Raw genomic sequence first — 21,547 nt, 5'->3', positions numbered from 1 at the left:
GCCGTGTCCGCCTCGACACCGCCGCGCTGGGTGATCGTCGGTAACGGCGAGAACCGGCGCGTCGGCATGTTCATCGACGCCGCCCGCGCCGCGGGGTCGGCGGAAATCCGAGTGGTCGAATGGCGAGACGTGCTGAGCGAGGGCGGCGCCGATTTCAGCGGCGACGAGATCGTGCGGCTGGATTCGCCCGGCGAGAACCCCGGGGTCGATCGGCTGTTGCGGGGGATTTCCGAGCCGACGCGGGTGGAGGGTTCGGCTCGCTGGTACGCGCGGTTCCTCGACGCCGCGCGCTCGTTGCGCGGCGGTTTCCGGCTCGACGACACCGCTGACCTGGCCGTGCTGTTCGACAAGCGGCTGTGCCATGCGCGGCTGTCGCGCGCGGGGGTGCCGGTGCCGTCCTCGCCCACCTCCGGCGGACGCGCCTCGGTGCGCGGCTGGGCGGATGTGCGGCGTCTCATGCGCGAGGCCGAGATGCCGCGCGTGTTCGTCAAACTCGCGCACGGTTCGTCGGCCTCCGGGGTGCTGGCCATCGAATCCAGCCGCGACGGACGGCTGCGCGCGACCACCTCGGTGGAGATCACGCCGGAGGGTCACCTGCACAACTCGCTGCGCGTGCGTCGCTACACCGCCGAACGGGAGATCGCGACCATCATCGACCGGCTCGCACCGGACGGACTGCACCTGGAACGCTGGATTCCCAAGGTCTCCCAAGACGGCCGGTCCGCCGACCTGCGGGTCGTGGTGATCGGCGGGCGCGCGACACACGCCGTCGTCAGGACGAGCCGCACACCGCTGACCAACCTGCACCTGGGTGGTGCACGTGGCGATCTGGCGAGATTTCGCGCCGCCGCGGGTGAGCACTGGTCCACGGCGCTGTCGATCTGCGAGCAGGCCGCCGCCTGTTTTCCGGCGACACTGTGTGTCGGTGTCGATGTGCTGCCCGCCGTCGGGTGGCGGCGGTTCATGGTCGCCGAGGTCAATGCCTTCGGGGATCTGCTGCCCCGGCTCACCGGACTGCCGGAGGGCCCGGCCGCAGGACTGGATACCTACACAGCTCAGGTCGTCGCCGCGACCGGTCGATATCACCGTGCCCGGCAGTCCGGTTCGCCAGAACTGCTCGGCGCGTTCGAGGGAGTCTCGCTGTGACGATCGCACAGGCTCCGGCGCAGGAGCCGGACATGAACATCGTGATCGGCCGAGACGATCTGCTGTTGCTCACCCTCGACACCCTGCGTTACGACGTCGCGTCCGAACTGGCGGCGGCGGGCCGGTTACCGAATCTCAGCGCGCACCTCCCCGACGGTGGCTGGCAGAAACGCCACGCCCCAGGCAATTTCACCTACGCCGCACATCACGCCATCTTCGCCGGATTCCTGCCGACACCGGCGACACCGGGCCCGCACCCACGGCTGTTCGCCGCGCGTTTCGCGGGCAGCGAGACCACCGCCGAGCGCACCTTCGTCTTCGACGAGCCCGATCTGGTGACCGCGCTGGCCGCGCGCGGTTATCACACGGCCTGCATCGGCGGCGTCGGCTTCTTCAACAAGCAGGGCGCGCTCGGCAGCGTCCTGCCGGGTATGTTCGCCGAGAGCCATTGGGAACCAGCGTTCTCCGTCGCCTCGCCCACCTCTTTCGAGGCGCAGGTGGCCTGCGCCGAGCAGGTGGTAGCGGCATTGCCTGCCGAGCGGCGACTGTTCCTGTTCGTCAACGCCTCCGCCCTGCATCAGCCCAACTGGTTTCACCTGCCCGGCGCGACCCGCGAGGCGGGCGACAACCGCGCCACCCACGCGGCAGCGCTGGAATACATCGACCGGCACGTCGGCCGACTGTTCGACGTGATGCGTTCGCGGCGACGCTGTTTCGCCATCGTGTGTTCCGATCACGGCACCGCCTACGGCGACGACGGCTTCACCGGGCACCGGCTCGGACACGAATCGGTATGGACCGTCCCCTACGGACATTTCTTCCTGGAGCCACCCGCATGACCCGCACGATCACCCTGCCCCGGCCGTATCAGAACTACGTCTACGCCTACCCGCACAAGACCGCCTACCGCCCACTCGCTCCGCGCCCCGCGCTCACCGACCTCTGGGCCGGGCAATCGCGGCGTGCGCTGTCGCTGTATCTGCACATCCCGTTCTGCGAGGTGCGTTGCGGTTTCTGCAATCTGTTCACCCGCGTCGGCGCGCCCGAGGGTCTCACCGGCCGCTACCTCGACGCGCTTACCCGCCAAGCCGAGGCCGTTCGCGCGGCCCTGGGTGATGCCGAGACCCCGCGTTTCGCCACCGCCGCGATCGGGGGCGGCACTCCCACCTTCCTCGAAGCAGACGAGCTGACCAGGCTGTGCGACATCGCCGAGGACATCATGGGCGCCGACCTGCGCACGATCCCGCTCTCGGTCGAGGCATCGCCCAGCACCGCGACCGCCGACCGCCTCGCGGTCCTGGCCGAGCGCGGGACGACCCGGCTGAGCCTCGGTGTGCAGAGTTTCGTCGAACGGGAGGCACGCGCCGCCGTTCGGCCGCAGCGACGCGCCGATGTCGAAGCCGCGCTGGGGCGAATCCGGGACACCGCCATCCCGGTGCTGAACATCGACCTCATCTACGGCATCGACGGTCAGACCGCCGCGACCTGGCGAGAGTCGCTCGATGCCGCACTGGCGTGGCGACCCGAGGAGATCTACCTCTACCCGCTCTACGTCCGCCCGCTGACCGGGCTCGGTCGGCACGCCGATCCGGTTGTGGCCGAACGCGTGTGGGACGAAGAGCGGCTGCGGCGTTACGCCGAGGGCCGTGACCACCTCCTGGCGGAGGGCTACGAGCAGGTTTCCATGCGCATGTTCCGCCGCGTCGACGCGCCGCCGCAAGGACCGGACGATTACGCCTGCCAGACCGACGGCATGATCGGCCTGGGATGCGGAGCGCGCTCCTATACCTCTAGCACGCACTATTCGTTCGATTACGCCGTCGCCCCGCGCGAAGTACGCGCGATCATCGATACCTACGTGACCACAACGGATTTCACCCACGCCGGATACGGAAGGGTGATCGATGGCGACGAGCCCGAGCGTCGCTACCTGCTGCAATCGCTGCTCCAAGCCGAGGGTTTCGCGGTGGCCGACTACCGGCTGCGTTTCGGCCACGAACCGCACGACAGCTTCGCCGCCGAACTCGACACTCTCGCCGAGCGAGGCTGGCTGGCCGACCCGCGATCGGGCCACTTGCGGCTGACCGCCGAGGGTCTGGCCTACTCCGACGCCATCGGCCCCGAGTTCTTCTCCCCCGCGGTACGCGCTGCCATGGCCGCCTACGAACATCGGTGACCGCGGTGGATCTCTCCATCCTCTATCGCGGACCACTGGCCTCCTGCGATTACGACTGCCCTTACTGCCCCTTCGCCAAACGCCGCGACTCGACCGCCCAGCTCCGTGCCGACCGCGCCGCCCTCGAACGATTCACCGCGTGGGCGTGCGCGCAGACCGGCGACCGCCTCTCGATACTGTTCACCCCGTGGGGCGAGGGGCTCGTGCGGTCCTGGTATCGCCGCGCCATGATCGAACTCTCGCACCAGCCGCACATCGATCGCGTTGCCATCCAGACCAACCTGAGTTGCCGCACCGAATGGCTCGCCGACGCCGACCTCGGTACCGTCGCCCTCTGGTGCACCTACCACCCTGGCCAGACCCCCTACGATCGCTTTCTGGACAAGACCATCCGGATAGCGCGCGCAGGTGTACGTTTCAGCGTCGGAATCGTCGGCCTCCCGGAACATCTCGAGCACGCCCGCCGCCTGCGCGCCGACCTACCCGAGCACGTCTATCTCTGGGTCAACGCCGCCGAAGGCCACACCTACACCGACGCCGCGGCGGCCGACTGGACCGCTCTCGACCCCCTCTTCCCCTTCAGCCGCAATCCCCATCACTCAGCCGGTCTTCCGTGCCGCACCGGCTCCTCGGTCATCTCGGTGAACGGCGACGGCGACGTCCGCCGCTGCCATTTCGTTCCGGATACCCTGGGCAACCTCTACGACGGCTCCTACCGCGCTGCCCTTGCTCCCCGCCCCTGTCCCCGCACCGAATGCGATTGCCACATCGGCTACGTCCACCTGGAAACCGTGCCGCTCTACGAGGTGTTCGCGGGAGGAGTGCTCGAAAGAATCCCCACCGTCGAGAGTCGGCCTAACCGCGTGCGCGCCGAAACTTCGCTGGGCCTTCCCGCGATCCCCGCGCGCACCTCGATTCCCCTCGCCTCGACGACGGCAACGTCCACCTGAACCAGCGATCCCACCGTCGAGTCGGAATTGAGGCTCACTACGGCGGCGAGCGATAGGTCGCCGCGGCGATCTGTGCGAACGACCGGATGAGAGGGTTTGCGGCGGTGCTGTTCCACGCGACGACAAGGCTGCTGGGCGGCATATCGGTCAGCCGGACGGCGATGAGGCCGTCGGGTAGCGGATGGGTGAGCGGTGTCAGCCCGACCGTGCCGCTCCAGAGCACTGCTTGCAGGCACTCGTGGACAGTGCGGACGACGGGACCGCGCCGGAGTTCACCGCCGGGCTCGGTGGCGTTCCAATAGGCGCGCCAGACGGGGTCGATTCCCTCGGGCAGTTGAAACCAGCGGCGATCGGCAAGGTCGCTCAGCCGCAAGGTTTCGTGGCCTGCGAGTGGATCATCGCTGCGCAGCACTACCCCGACCGGGTCGGAGCGCAGCATCACGGTGTCGATGCCGGCGTCGTCGAACGGCAGGCGGGTGAGCGCGACATCGACGAGGTCATTCCGCAGACCGGTGGTCGGGTCGGTGAGATCCGCTTCGCGGACGCGGATGTGGATCTCGGGGTGGCGTTCGCGGAAGGCGGCGGCGAGGCGGGTACCGGCCTGTTCGGCGCTGTCGGCCAGTATGCCGATCGTGAGGGCGGCCGGTCCGGCGGCGGCGCCGACCCGGGCGCGCACCCGCTCGGCCTGCTCCAGCAGTGCGCGCGCCTCGTCGTAGAGCACGGCTCCGGCCGGGGTGAGGGCGACTCCGGTGCTGGAGCGATGCAGCAGATCGGCGCCGAGTTCGGCCTCGAGGCGTTTGATGGCCCGGCTCAGTGGCGGTTGGGACATGTGGAGACGGGCGGCGGCGCGTCCGAAGTGGCGTTCCTCGGCAACGGCCACAAAGTATCGCAGAGCGCGCAGGTCCATCACCGGCGACGATACCGGCACGGTATCGAGTGAACGAAAGAGGTGTTGGACGACGCGGTCCGAGCCGCGCTGGACTGGAGAAGTCCAATCGGCCGCGACGAAAACCCGGTGTTGCGGCCCAGCCTTTTCCGAGGAGTACCGACGCCATGACCGAATACGTGCTGCCCGAACCCGCTGTAGAGATCACGGGAGTGCGGGAAATCGCCCGCGATCTCGTGGTCGTGCCGAACCGAAACGTGCAGCTGGTCCCCAACATCGGGATTATCGGCGGCACGCATTCGGTGTTGGTCGTCGAGACCGGAATGGGTCCGGCGAACGCCGAGAAGGTGCTCGAGTTCGCGACCGACTACGCCGCAGGCCGCACGTTGTATCTGACCACGACTCACTTCCACCCCGAGCACGCCTTCGGCGCACAGGTATTCAGCGACGCGGCGACCTTCCTGATCAACCAGGCGCAGGCCACCGACCTGGCCACCAAGGGCGCCGGTTACCTCGAGATGTTCCGAGGGCTCGGGTCGTCGATCGCCCGGCACCTGGAGAACGTCGAATTGGCAACCCCGGACATCGTTTACGACGACCGCTACGACCTCGACCTGGGCGGCCGGGTGGTGCAGATGCGCGCCACCGGCCGAGCGCACAGCAAGGGCGACCAAGTGGTGACGATCCCCGACGCCGAGGTGATGTTCACCGGAGATCTGGTCGAGGCGGGACAATTCGCGATCTTCCCCTGGTTCCCGCCACACGACACCGACGTGTCCGGCATCGGCTGGATCGAGGTGATGCAGCGGCTGGCCGCCGAACAGCCGAAGGTGGTCGTTCCCGGCCACGGCGATATCGGTGGCCAGCGCCTGCTCACCGATGTCGGTGACTACCTGCGGCTGCTGCGCGACGAGACCTGGATCCGCCGCGACTCGTCGATGAGCCAGGACACGATCATCGAGGAAGTGCGCGCCCTGATGATCGAACGGCATCCGGACTGGGTGGGGCAGGAGTGGATCGAGCAAGGCGTCGGCTGCCTGTGCGCCGAGCACGCAGCGTCGCATGCCCACCGCAATGGCGTCCCCGAACAATGACTCACCGCTGGCTCGCGCCGTGAGGCGATCGCTGAGTATCTGCGCGCAGCGCACGCGAGCCCATCTTGCCGGAACAGCAAGTTTTCGTGCCAGATCGTCGTGAGCCGAGCGAGACTGGGCGCCTCTCGACGGAAGGACCTCGATGAGCACCGGGACACCCCGCACCCAGCGTCCGCTGAGCACTCACCCACGTGATCGAGGAGACCGGCCGCCCCGCGGACATCCTCCGCGGATCGATCGACGCCGCGTCCGGGCGCTGACTCCTTCTCCAGGACAGGAAAACATGATCACGGCATCCGCGCGGACGGCAGCCGTCGCGCTCATCCTCCTGCTCACGATCGTCACCGCGGCCTGTTCCACGCCGACGCCCGGTGACGTGCCCTCCTACGCCGCCGCGACGCAGGGAGATCCTCAGTTCGACAAGACCTTCCGACACGAGTTCGCCGACATCGACGGCGTCCGTATGCATTACGTGACCGGCGGCAGCGGCACGCCAGTGGTGCTGATACACGGTTGGCCACAGACCTGGTACGGCTGGTGGCCGATCATGCCCGCACTCGCCGAGCATCACACCGTCTATGCCATCGACCTCCCCGGACTGGGTGACAGCACCGGCTCGCCGAGCGGCTACGACAAAGCCACCCTGGCGCGGTACGTACACACCCTCATCGCCGATCGGCTCGGGGTGCGTGACGCCCGCGTCGTCGGGCACGATTTCGGCGCCGCGGTGGCATTCCACTACGCCGCCCAATTCCCTGCCGACACAGCGCGTCTCGGCTACTTCGATCTTCCGCTACCCGGGCCCGCGATCGACGCGTCCACGTACCGCTCGTTGAGCTGGCACATCGCCTTTCATTCCCAGCGACGGGTTCCCGAGGTGGTCGTCGGCGGCGACGTCCGCGAGTACCTGGCACTGTTCTATCCCCAGGTCTCGTTCGGCGGCACGGCATTCGGCGGCACCTCGGATCGGTCCCCCTTCACCGACGCCGAGATCGACGAGTACGCGCGGACCTACCGCAGGCCCGAGGTCCTGTCGGGCGGCTTCGAGCTCTACCGCGCTCTCGACAAGGACGTTCGCGACACCGCGGCAGCGGTACCGATACATGTCCCGACCCTGCTCATGACCGCCCAAGGGCAACTCGACCCGGTCCGAGCCACCGTGGCTCCGCGTATGACCGACATCGTGCGCGCGGTGGACGTGCCGAACGCAGGGCACTGGCTCATCGAGGAGAACCCCCAGTTCGTCACCGCGGAGCTATTGCGCTTCCTCGATTCATGACCGGCAGTCGCCGTTGTGGGGTCTCGGAAGTCGTGGCAGCTGCCGACGTAGTGACCTGCGGCTCCAGATCTGGTCGCACGCTGCCGCTTCCAGTCTCACAGTCATGGCATTTCTTCAGCTCGAACCTGGTCGTCGAAGCGCGCACGTGCGCGCTCGACGGCGGGCAATGTGTCGGTGGTCCAGTGCAGGAGTGCGTCGATGAGGTCTTGCAACGACTTCCCGATCCGCGTGATTCGGTACTCGACGGCGACAGGTCGCGTACTCGTGACGATGCGCTCGACCATCCCGTTGCGCTCGAGGCGCCGCAGTGCCGCCGTGAGTGGCTTCTGCGTCACGATCGGGATCGCCCGCCGGAGCTCGTTGAAGCGCAACGGCCGCTCGCACAGGGCGTCGAGGATCTGCAACGACCACTTGTCTAGCACCTGGTCGAGCAGCTCGCGATGCTGCTCGGTGAGCTGAGGACTGTCCGAACTGTGTGGAGCGGTTTCCGTCATGACACCTAGTCTCGTTGAAGTTCCCTTCGAGTACCAGGTAGACATCGGATACCAACTCCGACTGTGAAGGGACACACCATGGCAGTGCAGCTGCTGACCCCCGAGGGCATGTTCGCTCCCGTTCCGTACCACCATGTTTCGATCAGCACGGGTACTCGACAGGTGCACGTGGCCGGTCAGATCGCCCGCGACGCCGAGGGCAAACCCGTTGCGCCAGACGACCTCACCGGCCAGGTCGCGCACGCGCTGCGCAACACGGCACGCGGCTTGGCCGGCGCCGGAGCGAGTTTCGCCGACGTCGTACGCCTCCGGTTCTTCGTCACCCACTGGAGCCCGGACAAGTACGACGACTTCGTCGCGGGCATCGAGCGCGTCGCAGACGAGCTCGGAATACCGCGGCCGTTGCCGCCCGTGTCGGCGATCGGCGTCGACTACCTCTTCGAGCCCGACGTGCTCGTCGAGGTCGAGGCGTTCGCCGTACTCGACTGAGATCCACACCGCCGACAGGGGTGGGGCTTCGTTCGAATGTCCGTTGGGCCCCACCCGTTTCGGTGCCACCTCGCCGGACCTGGCCCGCATTCGCCACTCGGACCGGGTCCGCGGCGTCGTCCGCAGGTCGTGGCTACGCGACGGTCACCACGCAACGGGGCCGAGACGGTCGATGAAAATCCCGGTCGGCCCGTCGGCGTCGATCATCGCAAGACGGAGGATCGAGTCGGTGCCCTCGGTGACAGTCAGCGCGCCGGTGTGGTTGTTCATGTCGGTGGCGGCGAACTTGCGGTTGGCGATCTCTCCGGGGGTGGCGATGTTGAACTTGATCTTCGGGAGCGCCTGGGCGTATCGGACGGTAATCATGTTCAGCGCCGCTTTGGACGAGCTGTAGGCCAGCTCGTGGAATTTCGAGAAGGGCTGCTCGGGATCGGTCACGACCGTGAAGGAACCGCCACCGCTGGATACCATCACCACCCGCGGATTCTCCGCCGCCTGCAACAGGGGCAGAAACGCGTGTGTCACCCGGATCGGTCCGTACACGTTGGTGTCGTAGACGGAATGAATCTCCTCGACTGTGGCATCCGCGGGCGCGACACCCTTGCCCGGTGCGCCTGCGTTGTTGATCAGCACGTCCAGCTGGTCGGTGTGCTCGCGAACGAGCCGTACCGCATCGGTCACCGATTCGTCCGAGGTCACGTCCAGCGGGACCATCACCACGTTCGCGCCACCGGCGGTCAGCTTGTCCGCGGCTGCCCGTCCGCGACCTTCGTCACGCGAGCCGAGGAAGATCGTCCAACCCTGTTCCCCGAGCCGCCGAGCCGCTTCGAGACCGAGTCCTTTGTTGCCACCGGTAATCAGCACCGAGGTCTGTTCTGGGTTCGTCATGCGCATTAGACGAACCGTCTCGCGCGCCCGTGACAGTGTGTGAACGAGGTCACAACTCGACGGGAATCTTGTCTGCACAATCCGCCGCTACCTGCGATTTCATCGCAGGGTGAGCGGCGTCTCGGATTCGACGCGGTTCAGCTTCTCCGGGTTGCGGACGAAGTAGAGGCCGGTGATGCGGGCGTCCTCGACACGAAACGCCATGACGCCGTCGAGCGCGCCGTCCAGGCGGAAGACGAGTGCAGGGTTGCCGTTGACCACGGTGGAGTCGATCGCGATCATTGCTTCGGTCTTGGAAGTGCCGCCGAGGATGAACCGGACGACGTTGTCGACGCCGACGATGGGCCGCAGTGCAGCCTGCTTGATGCCGCCCCCGTCGCTCATCAAAACGACATCGGGGGCGAGTACGTCGAGCAGGCCCTGTAGGTCTCCGGTTTCGAGAGCGCGCTGGAACGACTCGAGAGCCATCCGGGTCTGGCGCGGGGAGACCACCGAACGCGGGCGGCGGGCATCGACGTGCCTGCGGGCGCGGTGCGCGATCTGGCGGACGGCCGCGGGGTTCCTGTCGACGGCGGCCGCGATCTCGTCGTACCCCAGGTCGAACACCTCGCGCAGCACGAATACCGCCCGCTCGGTCGGGGCGAGGGTCTCGAGCACCAGAAGCATTGCCGTGGAGATACTGTCGGCCAACTCGATGTTCTGGGCCACGTCGGGCGCGGTGAGCAGTGGCTCGGGTAGCCAGGGGCCGACGTAGGTCTCCTTGCGGCGGCCGAGCGTGCGTTGCCGGTCCAAGGCTTGACGGGTGGTGATCTGCACCAGGTAGGCACGCTGGTCTCGTACCATGTCGAGATCGACTGCCGCCCATCGCAGCCAGGTCTCCTGCACGACGTCTTCGGCGTCGGCGGCCGAGCCGAGCATCTCGTAGGCGACCGTGAAGAGCAGGTTGCGATGGATCCCGAAGGCCGCAAGGGCGGGATCCTCGCGACTGGCTTCGTTCATGGCCGCACCACGATCCCCAGGACGTACTTCGACCATGGATGATTCCTGTCCGCTCGCTCGACTGCCCCACGCACAACACACCGGACCTATGTGTCATGTCAAGGAACCCGCGGAGATGGCGGGCCGCCTCGGTCTGTACCGAGGCGGCCCGCCATCGATGGTGTCAGTGGGTGAGGCTGCCGAAGAACTCGCGGAGGTCACCGGCGAGCAGGTTGGGCACTTCCAGGGCCGGGAAGTGGCCGCCGGAGTAGAACTCCGACCAGTGCACGATATTGTGCGCCTTCTCGGCGAAACGGCGGATCGCGAAATCGGCGGTGGTGAAGACGGCGACACCGGTCGGCACGGTGCCCTTGGGCTTGGGCGCGAACATCGACCCGTCGTGGAACCGCTCGTAGTAGTAGTTGGCCACGCTGCGAGCGGTATCGGTGAGCCAATAGATCGTGACCGTGGTCAGGATCTTGTCGCGGCCGATGGCCTGATCGGGCAGTTCGTCGGCGGCATCGGTCCACTCCTTGTACTTCTCGACGATCCAGCCCAGCTGCGCGACCGGCGAATCGGCGAGCAACTGCGCCAACGTGTTCGGGCGCGAACCCGCCAAGCTCATGTAGGCCGACCCGTTGTCCTGGAATTCCTTCATGCCTGCGAGGCGCTGCTTGTCGGCATCGGTGAGGGCGGCCATATCGGCGGGATCGCCGGTCGGGAAGGTGACCAGGGCATTCGCGTGCACCCCGATCACGTGCTCGCCGTGCTCGCGGCCCAGGCGCGGCGCGAGGAACGCACCATGGTCGCCGCCCTGGACGCCGTAGCGGTCGTAGCCGAGTCGGGCCATGAGCTCGGCCAGGGCGGCAGCGACCTTGCCGTCGTGCCAGCCCAGTTCTGTGAGCGGGCCCGAGAATCCGTGGCCGGGCAGGGTCGGGATGACCAGGTGGAAGGCCGGGGCCTCGGGCTCCCCGTGTGCGGCCGGGTCGGTCAGCGGGCCGATCAGGTCGAGGAAGTCGGCCGCGGTGCCGGGCCAGCCGTGGATCAGCAGCAGCGGGATGGCGTCGGCATGCTGCGAGCGGATGTGCAAGAAGTGCAGGTTCTGGCCGTCGATGGTGGTGGTGAACTGCGGGTGTGCGTTGAGGCCGGATTCGATTGCGCGCCAATCGAACTTCTCGGCCCAGTACGCGGCCAGATCGCGCAGGTAGGCGGTCGGCACCCCGCGCTCCCAACCGGCTGCGGAGACCTCATCGATCCAGCGGGTGCGGGTCACGCGGTCGCGCAGGTCGTCCAGGTCGGCCTGCGGGATGTCGATGCGGAAGGGGCGGATCTCGTTGCTGCTCATGACATAGACAATTCCGGTAACGAGGGCGCCGCCGAATCACGAAATCTCGTTATTCTCGGGCCGTTGTCCTGATCCAGCCGGGTAAAGAAGCCCGCGGACTGTCGAGCCGAGTGGTTGATGCGCAATGATCGCCGTGTGAGTGGCGTGGTCAGTGGCGTGCTGGTGGGCCGTGCCGCGGAGGTAGCGGAGCTGGCGGATGCGGTCGGCGATGAGCAGGTGGCCGCGGTGTTGATCGGCGGTGAGGCCGGGATCGGGAAATCCCGGTTGGTGGCGGAGTTCAGCCGCCGCCTCGATCCGTCGGTGCTCACCCTGATCGGACGCTGTCCCGAACTCGGCAGCACCGCAGTGCCGTTCGCGCCCTTCGTCGCCGCATTGCCGAGCGTGGTGCGCCGGCTCGGCGTCGACGGAGTGGCTGCGTTGCTGCCGCCGCAGCCCGCGCTGGCGCGTTGGCTGCCGCAGCTGGCGGTGCGATCCGGGCTGCCTGCCATCGAGTCGGATCGCACCCAGCTGTTCGGTGAGGTCTTGATGCTGCTCGAGCAGCTGGGTACGCAGCGACCGGTCGTGCTCGTGCTGGAGGATCTGCATTGGGCCGACCAGGGCACCCGGGAATTGCTGGCATTCCTGGTGGCCAATCTGGCCGAGCGACAGGTATTGCTGATCGGCACCTACCGGCCCGCCGAATCCGGGCCGCTTCGTGACCTGGTCGCCCAGCTGCGCCGCAACCCCGCGGTGCGCATCGTCGCCCCCCAGCCGCTGACACGACACGAGGTCGGGCGGCAGCTGGCAGCGCTGCTGGGCAGCGAACCTGCACCGGAGGCGATCGCCCGGGTCTTCGAGCGCAGCGGCGGAAATCCGTTGTTCATCGAGGCGCTGAGCCGATCGCCGGAGCGTATCCCCGCCGATCTGACCGACCTGCTGCTGAGTTTCTTGTCGGGGCTGGGCGACGCCGGCCGCGCCGTCGTTGCCGCGGCCGCGGTCATCGGCTCGCCTGTGCGACACGACATGCTGGCCGCCCTCAGCGAGCTGCCCGCCGCGTCCCTGCTCGCGGCCGTCCGAGAATTGATCGATCGGCAGTTGCTGCTCACCACCGACACCGGTTACGAATTTCGGCATGTGCTGATCCGCCAGACCGTCTACGAGGACCTGCTGCCTGCCGAACGCGCCCGCATGCACGCTCGACTGGTCGAGATACTGCGCACTCGCCGCGCGACGCTGCCCTCGCCGGTCTACTACGCCGAGCTGGCCCACCATGCCGAGGCCTCTGATGACCTGCGGCAGGCGCTGATCGCCTACTGGAAATCCGCCGCGGTCCTCGACGACGCCGCTGCCCAGCTGGATCCCCTGCAACGGGTTGTGGACCTGTGGGACCGCCTAGCTGCCGCGGAACTTCTAGGTACAACGAAAAGTGCTGCGCTGGAGCAGCTTGCGGCTGCCTGCGATCGCAGCGGCGAAGTCGTGCGCGGCATCGCCGCCGTCGATGACGCGTTGGCCTCCGTCGACCCGGCCATCGACCCGTCCCGGGCCGCCCGGTTGTATCTACTGCGCGCCGCGCTGCGCAGCCGCACCGGAGCGGGCCCAGGCGCCGATGTGGACCGTGCCCTGGAACTTCTGCCCGTACAGCCACCGACACTTCTCCGCGCAGAAGTCTTGGCTGCCCGCGCCGTCCATCGCGTTTTCACGGGCGATCCGGCCGGCGCGGCCGAGGACGCCACCGCGGTCCTGCGCACCGTCGAATCTCCGGCGGACATCGCGGATGCGGGACTGGACTTCGGTCCCGGCTACGGGCCGACCCCGGACCCGGTGCGGATCGCGCGATTGACCGCCCGCGCCCACGCCTACCGAGGATTGGCGTCCGCGGACGACATCGACACCGCCATAGTGTGTTTCGAACAGGCCAGGCTTGCCGCCGAGCTGTCCTCGGACACTCGAATCGCCGTCGACGTCGCGGTGTGGGAATCGGCGGTACTGGTAGGGGCCGGCCGATACGAGGCCGCGATCGGCGTGGTCCAACGAGGACTCCGCGCAGCGCAGGCCGCCTTCCGCTTCGAGGAATCGGGACCGATCCTGTTCGTGAAGTGGGCCCAAGCGCTGACCGCGCTCGGCCGCTGGCCCGAAGCGCTCGGCGTGGTCGATGACGTGCAGCTGACGCAGCTGCCGCCGCTGAGCCTGGCGGCGCTGCGGCTGTCTTACGCCAAAATAGCTTTGGCACAAGGTGATACAGAGCAGGCGCAGAGGCTGGCCGCGCAGGCCGCAACACTGCTCGGCGACGGTGTCTGGGCGCAGCAGTATCGCATCCAGCTGCACGTCCTACGCACCGCACTCGCCATGCAGCACGGGGATATGGAAGCGGCGCGAGCGATTCTCGATCAATCGGTGGCCGACGGCACGGCCGTGCTGACCGCCCATCCGCACGAAACCTGGCCATTGCTGGCATTGAGCGCCCGAGTACCGCAGGCCCCGGCCGAGCTGCGGGCCTTGGCCGACTCGATGCCGCAGACTTCACCGGTCGCCATCGCGCACTCCGCCGTATTCCGCGCGCACACCACGGGAACCGCGCTCGACTGGTCAACGGCTGCCGATGCCTGGGGCGCCCTGAGCCAACCCTACGAACACGCGCAAGCTCTACTCGCCGCGGCAGAATCCGGTGTCGCCGAGGGCAATCGTGTATCGGCAATCGCTGCGCTGCGACTAGCTGTATCGCGCGCCACCGAGCTCGGGGCGGTCCCGATTCTGGATGCCGCACAGCAATTGGCCCTCCGCGCCCGCCTCACCGTGGACAATCCCCCTGCTGGCTCTCCGAGTCCGAACGCCGCGCCGCGCGGTTTCGGTCTCACCGCCCGTGAGCTCGATGTGCTGCGCCTGGTCGCCAAAGGGATGAGCAACCGAAGCATCGCCACCGAGCTGTTCATCAGCCCCAACACCGCCGGGGTCCACGTCTCCCGAATCCTCACCAAACTCGGCGCGTCCAGCCGCACCGAAGCAGCCGCAATCGCCCACCGGCACAACATGATCTCGTAGGTCCGCCCGCGCCCGGCGACGCGGCGGCCGAAACGTGCCGACGAACGGCCGGGCAGTCGGTGCAGTTGCTTCGATCACCGCCGCGTTCTCGGCCGGGCCGCCGAGTCTTCGCATGCGATGACATACCGGCCCGTCGCCGATTCAGTGCCGCAGTGTCGCAATGGCGATGTCGAGGAATTCGCGCAGGAGCTTGTCGTGGTGGTCCGCGGCGACGACCAGGCATGTCTCAGCCTCGGGGGCGTCGGTGACGGGGCGGTGGACGAGGTCGGGGCGGACGTAGGCGCGCGCCACACTCAGGGGGACGAGTATCAGGCCGTGCCCGGAGGCGATGAGCTCGAACTTTTCTTCCAGTGACAACGTCCGCCTGTTCTGGACGTCGAGCATCCGCTCACCGTCGAGATCGGCCAGGGTGAGTTGCCTGCGCGACGCGAGCGGATGGGTCGCGGGCATGCAGGCAACCCGGGGTTCGTGACCGACCGGGATGGTGCGCAACCCGGATTCATCGAAAGGTCGTCGCAGGTAACCGATCTGAGCCCGTCCGTCCCGCAGTGGTGTGTCACGCTCCCACCAGCGCGCAGGGACGACATCGGTCTCGACCTCCGGGTGGCGCACCGCGAATTCCCGGATCGCCTCCGATACACGCAATCCGGCTGAGAAGGCGATCACCAGCCGTCGCGCGCCGCGGTCGACATCGTGCACGCGCCGCACCGCCGCGTCGACGGCCGCGAGGATCCCCTGCGCCTCTTCGTAGAGCTGCTTCCCGGCAGCGGTCAGCTCCACGTTGCGGGTGGTTCGCACGAGCAGCGCGCAATCCAATTCCTGCTCGAAAGCCTTGATCTGACGGCTCAGTACAGGCTGGGCGATGTAGAGCTTTTCCGCCGCCCGGCCGAAGTGCCGGTGCTCTGCCACCGCGGCGAAGTAGCGGAGCTTGCGCAGATCCAGATCCATACCCTCACGGTATCAATCTACGGAAAGGGTCTTGGACGTCGCGACGAACCGTCACCAGACTCGAAGCATGATCGTTATCACCGCCCCCACAGGTCACATCGGCAGCCGACTGCTCGACATCCTGCTCGAAACATCCACTCGCAGTGAGGAATTGCGCGTCATTGTGCGCGATCCCGGGAAGCTCCCGGAAGCGATCCGCTCCCGCGTCGATATCGTCACCGGATCGCACGGCGATGCCGATGTCGTGGACCGGGCCTTCGCCGGCGCGGACGCCGTCTTCTGGCTGGTCCCGCCCGACCTCCATGCGCCGAACCTGGATGCCGCGTTTTCCGGATTCACGCGCGCCGCCGTGAAGGCGTTCACCACCCACGACGTCGGGCGCGTCGTAGGCGTCTCGGCGCTCGGGCGCAGTACTCCCGTCGCGGGTCGCGCCGGGCAGGTGACGGCGTCGCTGGCAATGGACGATCTGATCGCGAGTTCCGGCGTGGCCTATCGGGCGCTGGCGAACCCGTCCTTCATGGACAACCTGCTGTGGCAGGCGATTTCGATCCGCGACGACGGCGTGTTCACCGGCACCGCCGACGCCGACCGCACGGCACCGATAGTCGCCACCCGCGATATCGCCGCCGCAGCCGCCCGCCTGCTGCTCGACCGCTCCTGGTCGGGGACGGGCGAGGTCGCGCTGCTGGGACCGGAGGATCTGGCACCGAACGATATGGCGCACACCATGTCCGAGGTGCTCGGTCGCCCCGTCCGCTACCAGCGGCAGTCTCTCGACGACTTCCGCGCCGCACTGACCGCGCGAGGCGTCAGCGATCCGATCGCGACCGCCTACGTCGACATGATGCACGCCAAGAACAACGGCCTCGACCACGGCGTGCCGCGCACCGCTGCGACCGCGAGCCCGACGAGCTTCCGCGAGTGGTGCGAGCAGATTCTCGCGCCGGCGGTCCGGGCATGAGCGCCAAGACCGTCCTCATCATCGGGCATCTGCGGGCTGGAGCTGCTCGGTAGCGCGCTGGCTGTAGTTCTGGTCGAGGTGCCCAGGACGAGGTCGGTGTCGACGGGCTCCACTCTCTGCTCGCGCGGACCGTCGAACGCACCCGCCCGGCCAGTCCGCCGACGCCGCCGCCGACGAGCACAAGCGCCACGCTCACCGGGCGCTTGCCGTCGCGGCGGCGCGGGCGGTCAGCGCACCCATCATCATGACCGACCGCTTGCGGCTGGCCAGTCGGCTCAGCGCCGCGGCCAGTCGGTTCATCCTGCCGACAGCGATGCTGGGCGGCGGGTCGCGCCGATCCAGCGCGCGCAGTGCGGTCTCGACGACCTGCTGTGGCGTCTGCAGCCGCTGGCCGGCCGCCGCCTGCGGGCCTGCGGTGTCGAAGAACTCGGTCCGGGTGGCGCTCGGTGACAGAGCGAGCACCCGCAGCCCGGTGCCGCGGTGTTCGTACCAGAGGGCCTCGGTGAAGCTGAGTACGAATGCCTTCGCGGCGCCGTAGACGGCCATCCGTGGGATGGGGGTATAGGCGGCCATGCTCGCGACATTGACCAGGACACCGCGATCGGATGTGCGCAGATCATCGATGAAGGTCCTGGTCAATTCGACGACTGCCTGCACATCGAGGGCGATCTCGGTACGGATCTGTTCGGGGTCTTCGTGGATGAACGGCGCGTGGGTGCCGAAGCCTGCGTTGTTCACCAGCCCGGTCAGCCGCAGACCACGGTCGTGCAACTGGGTGGCCAGGCGTGCGGCGGCGCCCGGTTCGGCGAGGTCGCAGGCGAGCACCGTGACGGCGACGCCGTGCGCGGCCTCCAGTTCGGCGGCCAGGGCCTCGAGCCGGTCCTCGCGGCGTGCGACGAGGACGAGATCGGAGCCGCGGCGGGCGAGTTGACGGGCGAACTCCGCGCCGATTCCCGAGCTGGCGCCGGTTACGAGCGTCAGCGCGCCGTGGTGGTCGAGTGGCATACGAACTCCTTAGAACATCTGGCATCGAGTGCCAAACTAGCATCAAGTGCCAGATGGACGCACAGGTTCAGGCAGGCATCACATCGGATACGGTTGTGGTGTGACGAGGCATCAGGACCAGCCGGAGGCGACGGCCACGGGCCGGATGTGGGAGCGGACCCGCCGTCGTGTTCGCGAGGAGATCGTGGACGTCGCTCTGGCACTGTTCCTGGACCAGGGATTCGAGAACACCACCGTCGACCAAGTCGTCGCCGCGGCCGGGATCTCCCGCCGGTCCTTCTTCCGCTATTTCGGCACGAAGGAGGACATCGTCTTCGGCGATCTGGCCGAGCAAGGCCCCGTCATCCTCGAAGGGCTGCGTGCGCGCCCTGACGACGAACCGATCTGGGAGGCACTGCGGCATGCGTTCGCCGCGCTGAACATCCGGGCGACACCCCAGCGCGGTCTCGCGATCGCCCGGCTGGTCGCCGCCAGCCCTGGTTTGCGGGCCGCCCACCTCGAAAAGCACTTGCGCTGGCAGGAACAACTCGCACCCGAGGTCGAACGGCGACTCGGCGACAGCGATGACCCGCCCGGTCTACGCGGCCAAGCGATCGTGGCCACCGCGCTGGCGTGCCTCGACACAGCCACCGCTGTCTGGCTCGAGCACGAAGGCCAGGGCGGGATCGAGGAACTCGAACGGCTCTGCGACCGGGCGCTCACCGCCGTCCGCGACAGCTAGGGCACGGTCTTTCCGCGGCTTCTGCTCATAAGCTGCCCATCGTGAACTACCTCGGATCCATCCGAAATCCCGTGCACGACGGGCTCTTCCTGGTGCTGTGTGATGCGGGGGCGCGGTTCGGCGGCTGGGATGTCCATGGCGACGAGCTCGCTGCCGAGGGCAGCACGCAACTGGTGCTCGACGGGTTGCGCGTCTACGTCGAGGAAGCCCACGGTCACGGCCACCACGAGGTGTGTCGCAGCGATGACGGAACCCTCTGGATCTCACCACCGGTCGAGCCGGGCGTCCGCCTGATTCCGGAGGACGACCTCGAACACGAGCCACGTACCGAGACCCATCCGATGGGGCTCAATGTCGGCGTAGGAGTAGCCGAAGATCTCACCCAGCACGAATACGGCGCGCTCAGTGGGGTCGAGGGTTTCGAGGACGACCAGCATGGCCGTCGACACGGTATCGGCCACTTCGGTCTCCTCAGCGGCGTTCGGCGCCGTGATCAGCGGTTCGGGAAGACATGGGCGGGCCGAGAAACCTGGTGGTTCCTCGGCCCCGGACCCCGGATCGTCATGCGGTCTTACGGGTGGCGCGGCCGCCCTTCGACAGCTGCACAGGGAGTTTCACGTAGCGGCTCACCTTGGCGGCCACCGGCGGGGTGCCGCTGACCTGCTCCTTGTAGATGACCGCGGCCTTGCCCTTGAGGTACCAGCGGTTCGGGGTGTCATCGGCGTTGGTGAACTGGATGACCCCGTCCTTGCGGCCCAGGCTCACCGGCTGGTGGAAGTAGCCGAAGCGCAACGGCTTCACCGTCTTTCCGCGCAGCAGCCGGGCGATGACGGTGGCGGTGTAGTCGGCGGTGACCACGCCGCTCTGGCAGGTGCCGTGGATCTGCCCCCAGGCCTGCCGCACCAGGGCGGAATCTCCGATGGCATGGATCTCCGGGTGCGACACCGAGCGCAGGGTGGGGTCGGTGATGATGAGTCCCTTCGCGTCGGTGGCGATTCCGGCCTGTTTGGCGAGCGGCGGCACTCGCACCCCGGTGGTCCACAGGATCAGGTCCGAGGGGACGAGTTCACCGGTGTCCAGACGCACGGCGTCGGGCAGCACCTTGGTGACCTTCACCCCGACCATGCGCACCACACCCAGCCGGTCCAGGACACGGTTCAGGTAGGCGCGGGCCTTCTCGCCCATCATGGAGCCGGGTTCGGCCGCGCTGACCAGGTTGACGGTCAGCCCGGGGTGCGCCTCGGCGATCTCGGCGGCCGCCTCGATTCCGGTGAGTCCGCCACCGCAGACAGTGACCGTGCCACCCACGGCGGCGATCTCGGTCAGTCGCTGCGAGAAGCGGTGTGCCAGACGGGGATCGTTGAGGGTCCAGGCATAATCCGCCGCGCCGGGAACGGTGCTCGTGTCGGTGGCGCTGCCGAGGGCGTAGACCAGCGTGTCGTAGTAGAGGACCCCACCGTCGTCGAGGGTGACGATGCGGTCGGCGGTATCGATGGCGGTGGCGGCGGCCTGGTGGAATTCCACGCCGGTGCCCTTCAGCAGGTCCGAGATCTGGAAGTCGGTCAGTTCCTGACCCGTGGCGACCTGGTGCATGCGCAGCCGCTCGGTGAAGCGGGGCGAGGGGTTCACGAGGGTGATGCGGGTGTTCAGCTTGCGGGTGTAGCGGGCCAGCCGAGCCGTGGCGATCAGGCCGGTGTAGCCGCCGCCGAGGACAACTATCTGGTGGACAGTGGTGGTGTTCATCGCTTGCTCCCTGGGGCTCGTTCGTTGGGGTCGGCTAGGGGACAGGGCGGGCCCGGAGAACGTGACAATCCATTGCTGTGACCTGGGACACGCAACATCTCGCGTCGGTCATGCGAGCACACGGACTCCTCGTCGAGGGGTGATGACCTAGATCACAGTCCGCTTCTGTCAGGTTTCGCGCCGCTGTCCGGTTCAGGATGCGAACACCACCCAGACAGGAGTGAGACCATGACCCACCGCATCGTCGTTCTCGGCGCCGGATACGCCGGAGCCAACGCCGCCGGTCGCCTCGCCAAGCGGCTGCACCCCGCCGATGTCGAAATCACCCTCGTCAACGCCGATACCGAATTCGTCGAGCGGGTCCGCATGCACCAGCTGGCGGCAGGTCAGGAGCTGAAGAGCCGCGTGCTGACCGACGTCTTCGCGGACACGGGTGTGCGAGTGCAGCTGGCACGGGTGACCGCGGTCGATGCCGACCGCAAGACGGTCGACATCGTCGCCGCCCATGGCTCACGCGAGATCGCATACGACACTCTCGTTTACGCCCTCGGCAGCGCAGCCGCCGACTGCGGTGTGCCCGGTGTGGCCGAACACGCCTACGACATCGCAGGCAAGCAGTCCGCGCTACGGATGCGCGAGCGTCTGGCGAGCCTGGGAGCGGGTGCGACGGTACTGATCGTCGGTGGTGGACTCACCAGTATCGAAGCTGCCACCGAAATCGCCGAAGCCCGACCGGATCTCGACGTCGTCCTCCCTGCTCGCGGCGGCCTCGGCGCCTGGCTCAGCGGCAAGGCCCAACAGCACCTGCGCAAAGTCTTCGACCGGCTCGGCATCGGTGTGCACGAGAACACCGAGATCGCCCGCGTCCAGCGAACCGGCGCGGTCACCACCGGCGGTCGCACGATTCCGGCCCAAATGACCATATGGACAGCCGGTTTCGCCGTCCACCCGATCGCCGCGGCCACCACCCTGCAGGTGTCGGCGACCGGGCAGATCGTCGTCGACGACACGATGCGGTCGGTCTCGCACCCCGACGTCTACGCCGTCGGCGACGCCGCGCTCGCTCCCGGGGCGAACGGCGATCCGCTGCGTATGTCGTGCGCCTCGGGAGTCCCTACGGCCTACCAGGCCGCCGATGCCATCGCCGCACGCCTGACCGGCCGGAAGATCCCCCGCAATTCGATCGGCTACACCGCCCAGTGCATCAGCCTCGGCCGCCGCGACGCCATCGTGCAGTGGGTCACCCCCGAAGACCAGCCCAAGCCCTCCGCTCTCACCGGCAAGGCGGCCGCGCGACTCAAGGAGTTCATCTGCAAGAGCGCGGTCTGGAGCATCTCGCACCCGACATCGATGCTCCCGTCCCGTCGCCGACACATCACCACAGCCGAGCCGACCCGCGCCCTCACCGCGTGACGCCGCGCCGGAC

Annotated in this window: 19 protein-coding genes and 1 pseudogene; 11 read left to right on the top strand and 9 right to left on the bottom strand. The window is 67.8% G+C overall.

Going from position 1 to position 21,547, the window contains the following annotated elements:
* The first annotated feature begins 3 nt into the window (after positions 1-3).
* From AC3EO7_RS11935 to AC3EO7_RS11920, 4 genes are read left to right on the top strand one after another with little or no spacing between them, the layout of a single operon-like run.
* Complete coding sequence (locus AC3EO7_RS11935) at positions 4-1,146, top strand: STM4014 family protein (RefSeq protein ID WP_435591199.1); 1,143 nt, start codon at positions 4-6, stop codon at positions 1,144-1,146.
* Entirely contained in the window at positions 1,143-1,985 is an 843-nt protein-coding gene (locus AC3EO7_RS11930; RefSeq protein WP_435591198.1) for an STM4013/SEN3800 family hydrolase, read from the top strand. Before AC3EO7_RS11935 ends, AC3EO7_RS11930 begins: the two co-directional genes overlap by 4 nt.
* Positions 1,982-3,322, top strand: coding sequence for an STM4012 family radical SAM protein (locus AC3EO7_RS11925; protein ID WP_435591197.1), 1,341 nt, complete (start codon positions 1,982-1,984; stop codon positions 3,320-3,322). The genes AC3EO7_RS11930 and AC3EO7_RS11925 overlap by 4 nt, the downstream gene beginning before the upstream one ends.
* Complete coding sequence (locus tag AC3EO7_RS11920; protein WP_435591196.1) at positions 3,319-4,272, top strand: STM4011 family radical SAM protein; 954 nt, start codon at positions 3,319-3,321, stop codon at positions 4,270-4,272. Before AC3EO7_RS11925 ends, AC3EO7_RS11920 begins: the two co-directional genes overlap by 4 nt.
* A gap of 37 nt (positions 4,273-4,309) precedes the next feature.
* On the opposite strand, the gene AC3EO7_RS11915 is transcribed toward AC3EO7_RS11920, so the two are convergent.
* Entirely contained in the window at positions 4,310-5,200 is an 891-nt protein-coding gene (locus AC3EO7_RS11915) for a LysR family transcriptional regulator (protein WP_488186268.1), read from the bottom strand.
* A 125-nt stretch (positions 5,201-5,325) separates the two neighbouring features.
* Here AC3EO7_RS11915 and AC3EO7_RS11910 point away from each other — a divergent pair, with 125 nt between their 5' ends.
* Both AC3EO7_RS11910 and AC3EO7_RS11905 read left to right on the top strand, forming a co-directional pair.
* Positions 5,326-6,252: an MBL fold metallo-hydrolase gene (locus AC3EO7_RS11910; protein ID WP_431971342.1), complete on the top strand. Its 927-nt coding sequence runs from the start codon at positions 5,326-5,328 to the stop codon at positions 6,250-6,252.
* A 283-nt stretch (positions 6,253-6,535) separates the two neighbouring features.
* Positions 6,536-7,531 (top strand): alpha/beta fold hydrolase, encoded by a 996-nt coding sequence (locus AC3EO7_RS11905; RefSeq protein ID WP_431971341.1) that lies wholly within the window; start codon positions 6,536-6,538, stop codon positions 7,529-7,531.
* A gap of 101 nt (positions 7,532-7,632) precedes the next feature.
* Here the strand turns inward: AC3EO7_RS11905 and AC3EO7_RS11900 are convergent, their stop codons facing one another.
* Entirely contained in the window at positions 7,633-8,025 is a 393-nt protein-coding gene (locus tag AC3EO7_RS11900) for a winged helix-turn-helix transcriptional regulator (RefSeq protein WP_431971340.1), read from the bottom strand.
* A gap of 78 nt (positions 8,026-8,103) precedes the next feature.
* On the opposite strand from AC3EO7_RS11900, the gene AC3EO7_RS11895 reads away from it, so the two are divergent.
* A complete protein-coding gene (locus tag AC3EO7_RS11895) occupies positions 8,104-8,514 on the top strand; it encodes a RidA family protein (RefSeq protein ID WP_431971339.1) in 411 nt (136 codons plus the stop codon).
* A gap of 144 nt (positions 8,515-8,658) precedes the next feature.
* Here the strand turns inward: AC3EO7_RS11895 and AC3EO7_RS11890 are convergent, their stop codons facing one another.
* The 3 genes from AC3EO7_RS11890 to AC3EO7_RS11880 all read right to left on the bottom strand — a co-directional run bounded on the left by AC3EO7_RS11890 (position 8,659) and on the right by AC3EO7_RS11880 (position 11,725).
* A complete protein-coding gene (locus AC3EO7_RS11890; protein ID WP_435591194.1) occupies positions 8,659-9,480 on the bottom strand; it encodes an SDR family NAD(P)-dependent oxidoreductase in 822 nt (273 codons plus the stop codon).
* A 21-nt stretch (positions 9,481-9,501) separates the two neighbouring features.
* Positions 9,502-10,401 (bottom strand): RNA polymerase sigma-70 factor, encoded by a 900-nt coding sequence (locus AC3EO7_RS11885; RefSeq protein WP_435591193.1) that lies wholly within the window; start codon positions 10,399-10,401, stop codon positions 9,502-9,504.
* A 163-nt stretch (positions 10,402-10,564) separates the two neighbouring features.
* Positions 10,565-11,725, bottom strand: a complete 1,161-nt coding sequence (locus tag AC3EO7_RS11880; protein ID WP_435591192.1) for an epoxide hydrolase family protein — start codon at positions 11,723-11,725, stop codon at positions 10,565-10,567.
* Between the two features lie 135 nt (positions 11,726-11,860).
* Here AC3EO7_RS11880 and AC3EO7_RS11875 point away from each other — a divergent pair, with 135 nt between their 5' ends.
* The gene (locus AC3EO7_RS11875; protein ID WP_435591191.1) at positions 11,861-14,743 is read left to right on the top strand and encodes a helix-turn-helix transcriptional regulator; all 2,883 of its coding nucleotides are present in this window, start codon (positions 11,861-11,863) and stop codon (positions 14,741-14,743) included.
* Positions 14,744-14,884: 141 nt separating this feature from the next.
* On the opposite strand, the gene AC3EO7_RS11870 is transcribed toward AC3EO7_RS11875, so the two are convergent.
* Complete coding sequence (locus AC3EO7_RS11870; protein ID WP_431971334.1) at positions 14,885-15,691, bottom strand: LysR family transcriptional regulator; 807 nt, start codon at positions 15,689-15,691, stop codon at positions 14,885-14,887.
* Positions 15,692-15,758: 67 nt separating this feature from the next.
* On the opposite strand from AC3EO7_RS11870, the gene AC3EO7_RS11865 reads away from it, so the two are divergent.
* Positions 15,759-16,652, top strand: a complete 894-nt coding sequence (locus AC3EO7_RS11865; protein WP_431971333.1) for an NAD(P)H-binding protein — start codon at positions 15,759-15,761, stop codon at positions 16,650-16,652.
* A gap of 192 nt (positions 16,653-16,844) precedes the next feature.
* Here AC3EO7_RS11865 and AC3EO7_RS11860 read toward each other — a convergent pair whose 3' ends face one another.
* Positions 16,845-17,657 (bottom strand): SDR family NAD(P)-dependent oxidoreductase, encoded by an 813-nt coding sequence (locus AC3EO7_RS11860; protein ID WP_435591190.1) that lies wholly within the window; start codon positions 17,655-17,657, stop codon positions 16,845-16,847.
* A 100-nt stretch (positions 17,658-17,757) separates the two neighbouring features.
* Between AC3EO7_RS11860 and AC3EO7_RS11855 the strand changes: the two genes are divergently transcribed.
* A complete protein-coding gene (locus AC3EO7_RS11855; protein ID WP_435591189.1) occupies positions 17,758-18,378 on the top strand; it encodes a TetR/AcrR family transcriptional regulator in 621 nt (206 codons plus the stop codon).
* A 350-nt stretch (positions 18,379-18,728) separates the two neighbouring features.
* On the opposite strand, the pseudogene AC3EO7_RS11850 reads toward AC3EO7_RS11855, so the two are convergent.
* Together AC3EO7_RS11850 and AC3EO7_RS11845 are read right to left on the bottom strand one after the other, a co-directional pair.
* Positions 18,729-18,893, bottom strand: a pseudogene (locus tag AC3EO7_RS11850) (RNA polymerase subunit sigma-24); the annotation flags it as partial.
* 46 nt (positions 18,894-18,939) lie between these two features.
* Complete coding sequence (locus AC3EO7_RS11845; protein WP_435591188.1) at positions 18,940-20,121, bottom strand: NAD(P)/FAD-dependent oxidoreductase; 1,182 nt, start codon at positions 20,119-20,121, stop codon at positions 18,940-18,942.
* Positions 20,122-20,349: 228 nt separating this feature from the next.
* On the opposite strand from AC3EO7_RS11845, the gene AC3EO7_RS11840 reads away from it, so the two are divergent.
* Complete coding sequence (locus tag AC3EO7_RS11840) at positions 20,350-21,534, top strand: NAD(P)/FAD-dependent oxidoreductase (RefSeq protein ID WP_435591187.1); 1,185 nt, start codon at positions 20,350-20,352, stop codon at positions 21,532-21,534.
* Positions 21,535-21,547: the final 13 nt, after the last annotated feature.

It is taken from the genome of Nocardia sp. bgisy118, from assembly GCF_057708605.1.
Note: the sequence above shows the minus strand (reverse complement) of the source record. Positions and strands in the feature narration are given on the sequence as shown.

What these genes read in the sequence shown, in the direction of transcription:
- AC3EO7_RS11925 (WP_435591197.1), top strand. Translation starts at nt 1,982, where the DNA reads ATGACCCGCACGATCACCCTGCCCCGGCCGTATCAGAACTACGTCTAC.
- AC3EO7_RS11910 (WP_431971342.1), top strand. Translation starts at nt 5,326, where the DNA reads ATGACCGAATACGTGCTGCCCGAACCCGCTGTAGAGATCACGGGAGTG.
- AC3EO7_RS11905 (WP_431971341.1), top strand. Translation starts at nt 6,536, where the DNA reads ATGATCACGGCATCCGCGCGGACGGCAGCCGTCGCGCTCATCCTCCTG.
- AC3EO7_RS11900 (WP_431971340.1), bottom strand. Translation starts at nt 8,025, where the DNA reads ATGACGGAAACCGCTCCACACAGTTCGGACAGTCCTCAGCTCACCGAG.
- AC3EO7_RS11895 (WP_431971339.1), top strand. Translation starts at nt 8,104, where the DNA reads ATGGCAGTGCAGCTGCTGACCCCCGAGGGCATGTTCGCTCCCGTTCCG.
- AC3EO7_RS11885 (WP_435591193.1), bottom strand. Translation starts at nt 10,401, where the DNA reads ATGAACGAAGCCAGTCGCGAGGATCCCGCCCTTGCGGCCTTCGGGATC.
- AC3EO7_RS11880 (WP_435591192.1), bottom strand. Translation starts at nt 11,725, where the DNA reads ATGAGCAGCAACGAGATCCGCCCCTTCCGCATCGACATCCCGCAGGCC.
- AC3EO7_RS11870 (WP_431971334.1), bottom strand. Translation starts at nt 15,691, where the DNA reads ATGGATCTGGATCTGCGCAAGCTCCGCTACTTCGCCGCGGTGGCAGAG.
- AC3EO7_RS11865 (WP_431971333.1), top strand. Translation starts at nt 15,759, where the DNA reads ATGATCGTTATCACCGCCCCCACAGGTCACATCGGCAGCCGACTGCTC.
- AC3EO7_RS11860 (WP_435591190.1), bottom strand. Translation starts at nt 17,657, where the DNA reads ATGCCACTCGACCACCACGGCGCGCTGACGCTCGTAACCGGCGCCAGC.
- AC3EO7_RS11845 (WP_435591188.1), bottom strand. Translation starts at nt 20,121, where the DNA reads ATGAACACCACCACTGTCCACCAGATAGTTGTCCTCGGCGGCGGCTAC.
- AC3EO7_RS11840 (WP_435591187.1), top strand. Translation starts at nt 20,350, where the DNA reads ATGACCCACCGCATCGTCGTTCTCGGCGCCGGATACGCCGGAGCCAAC.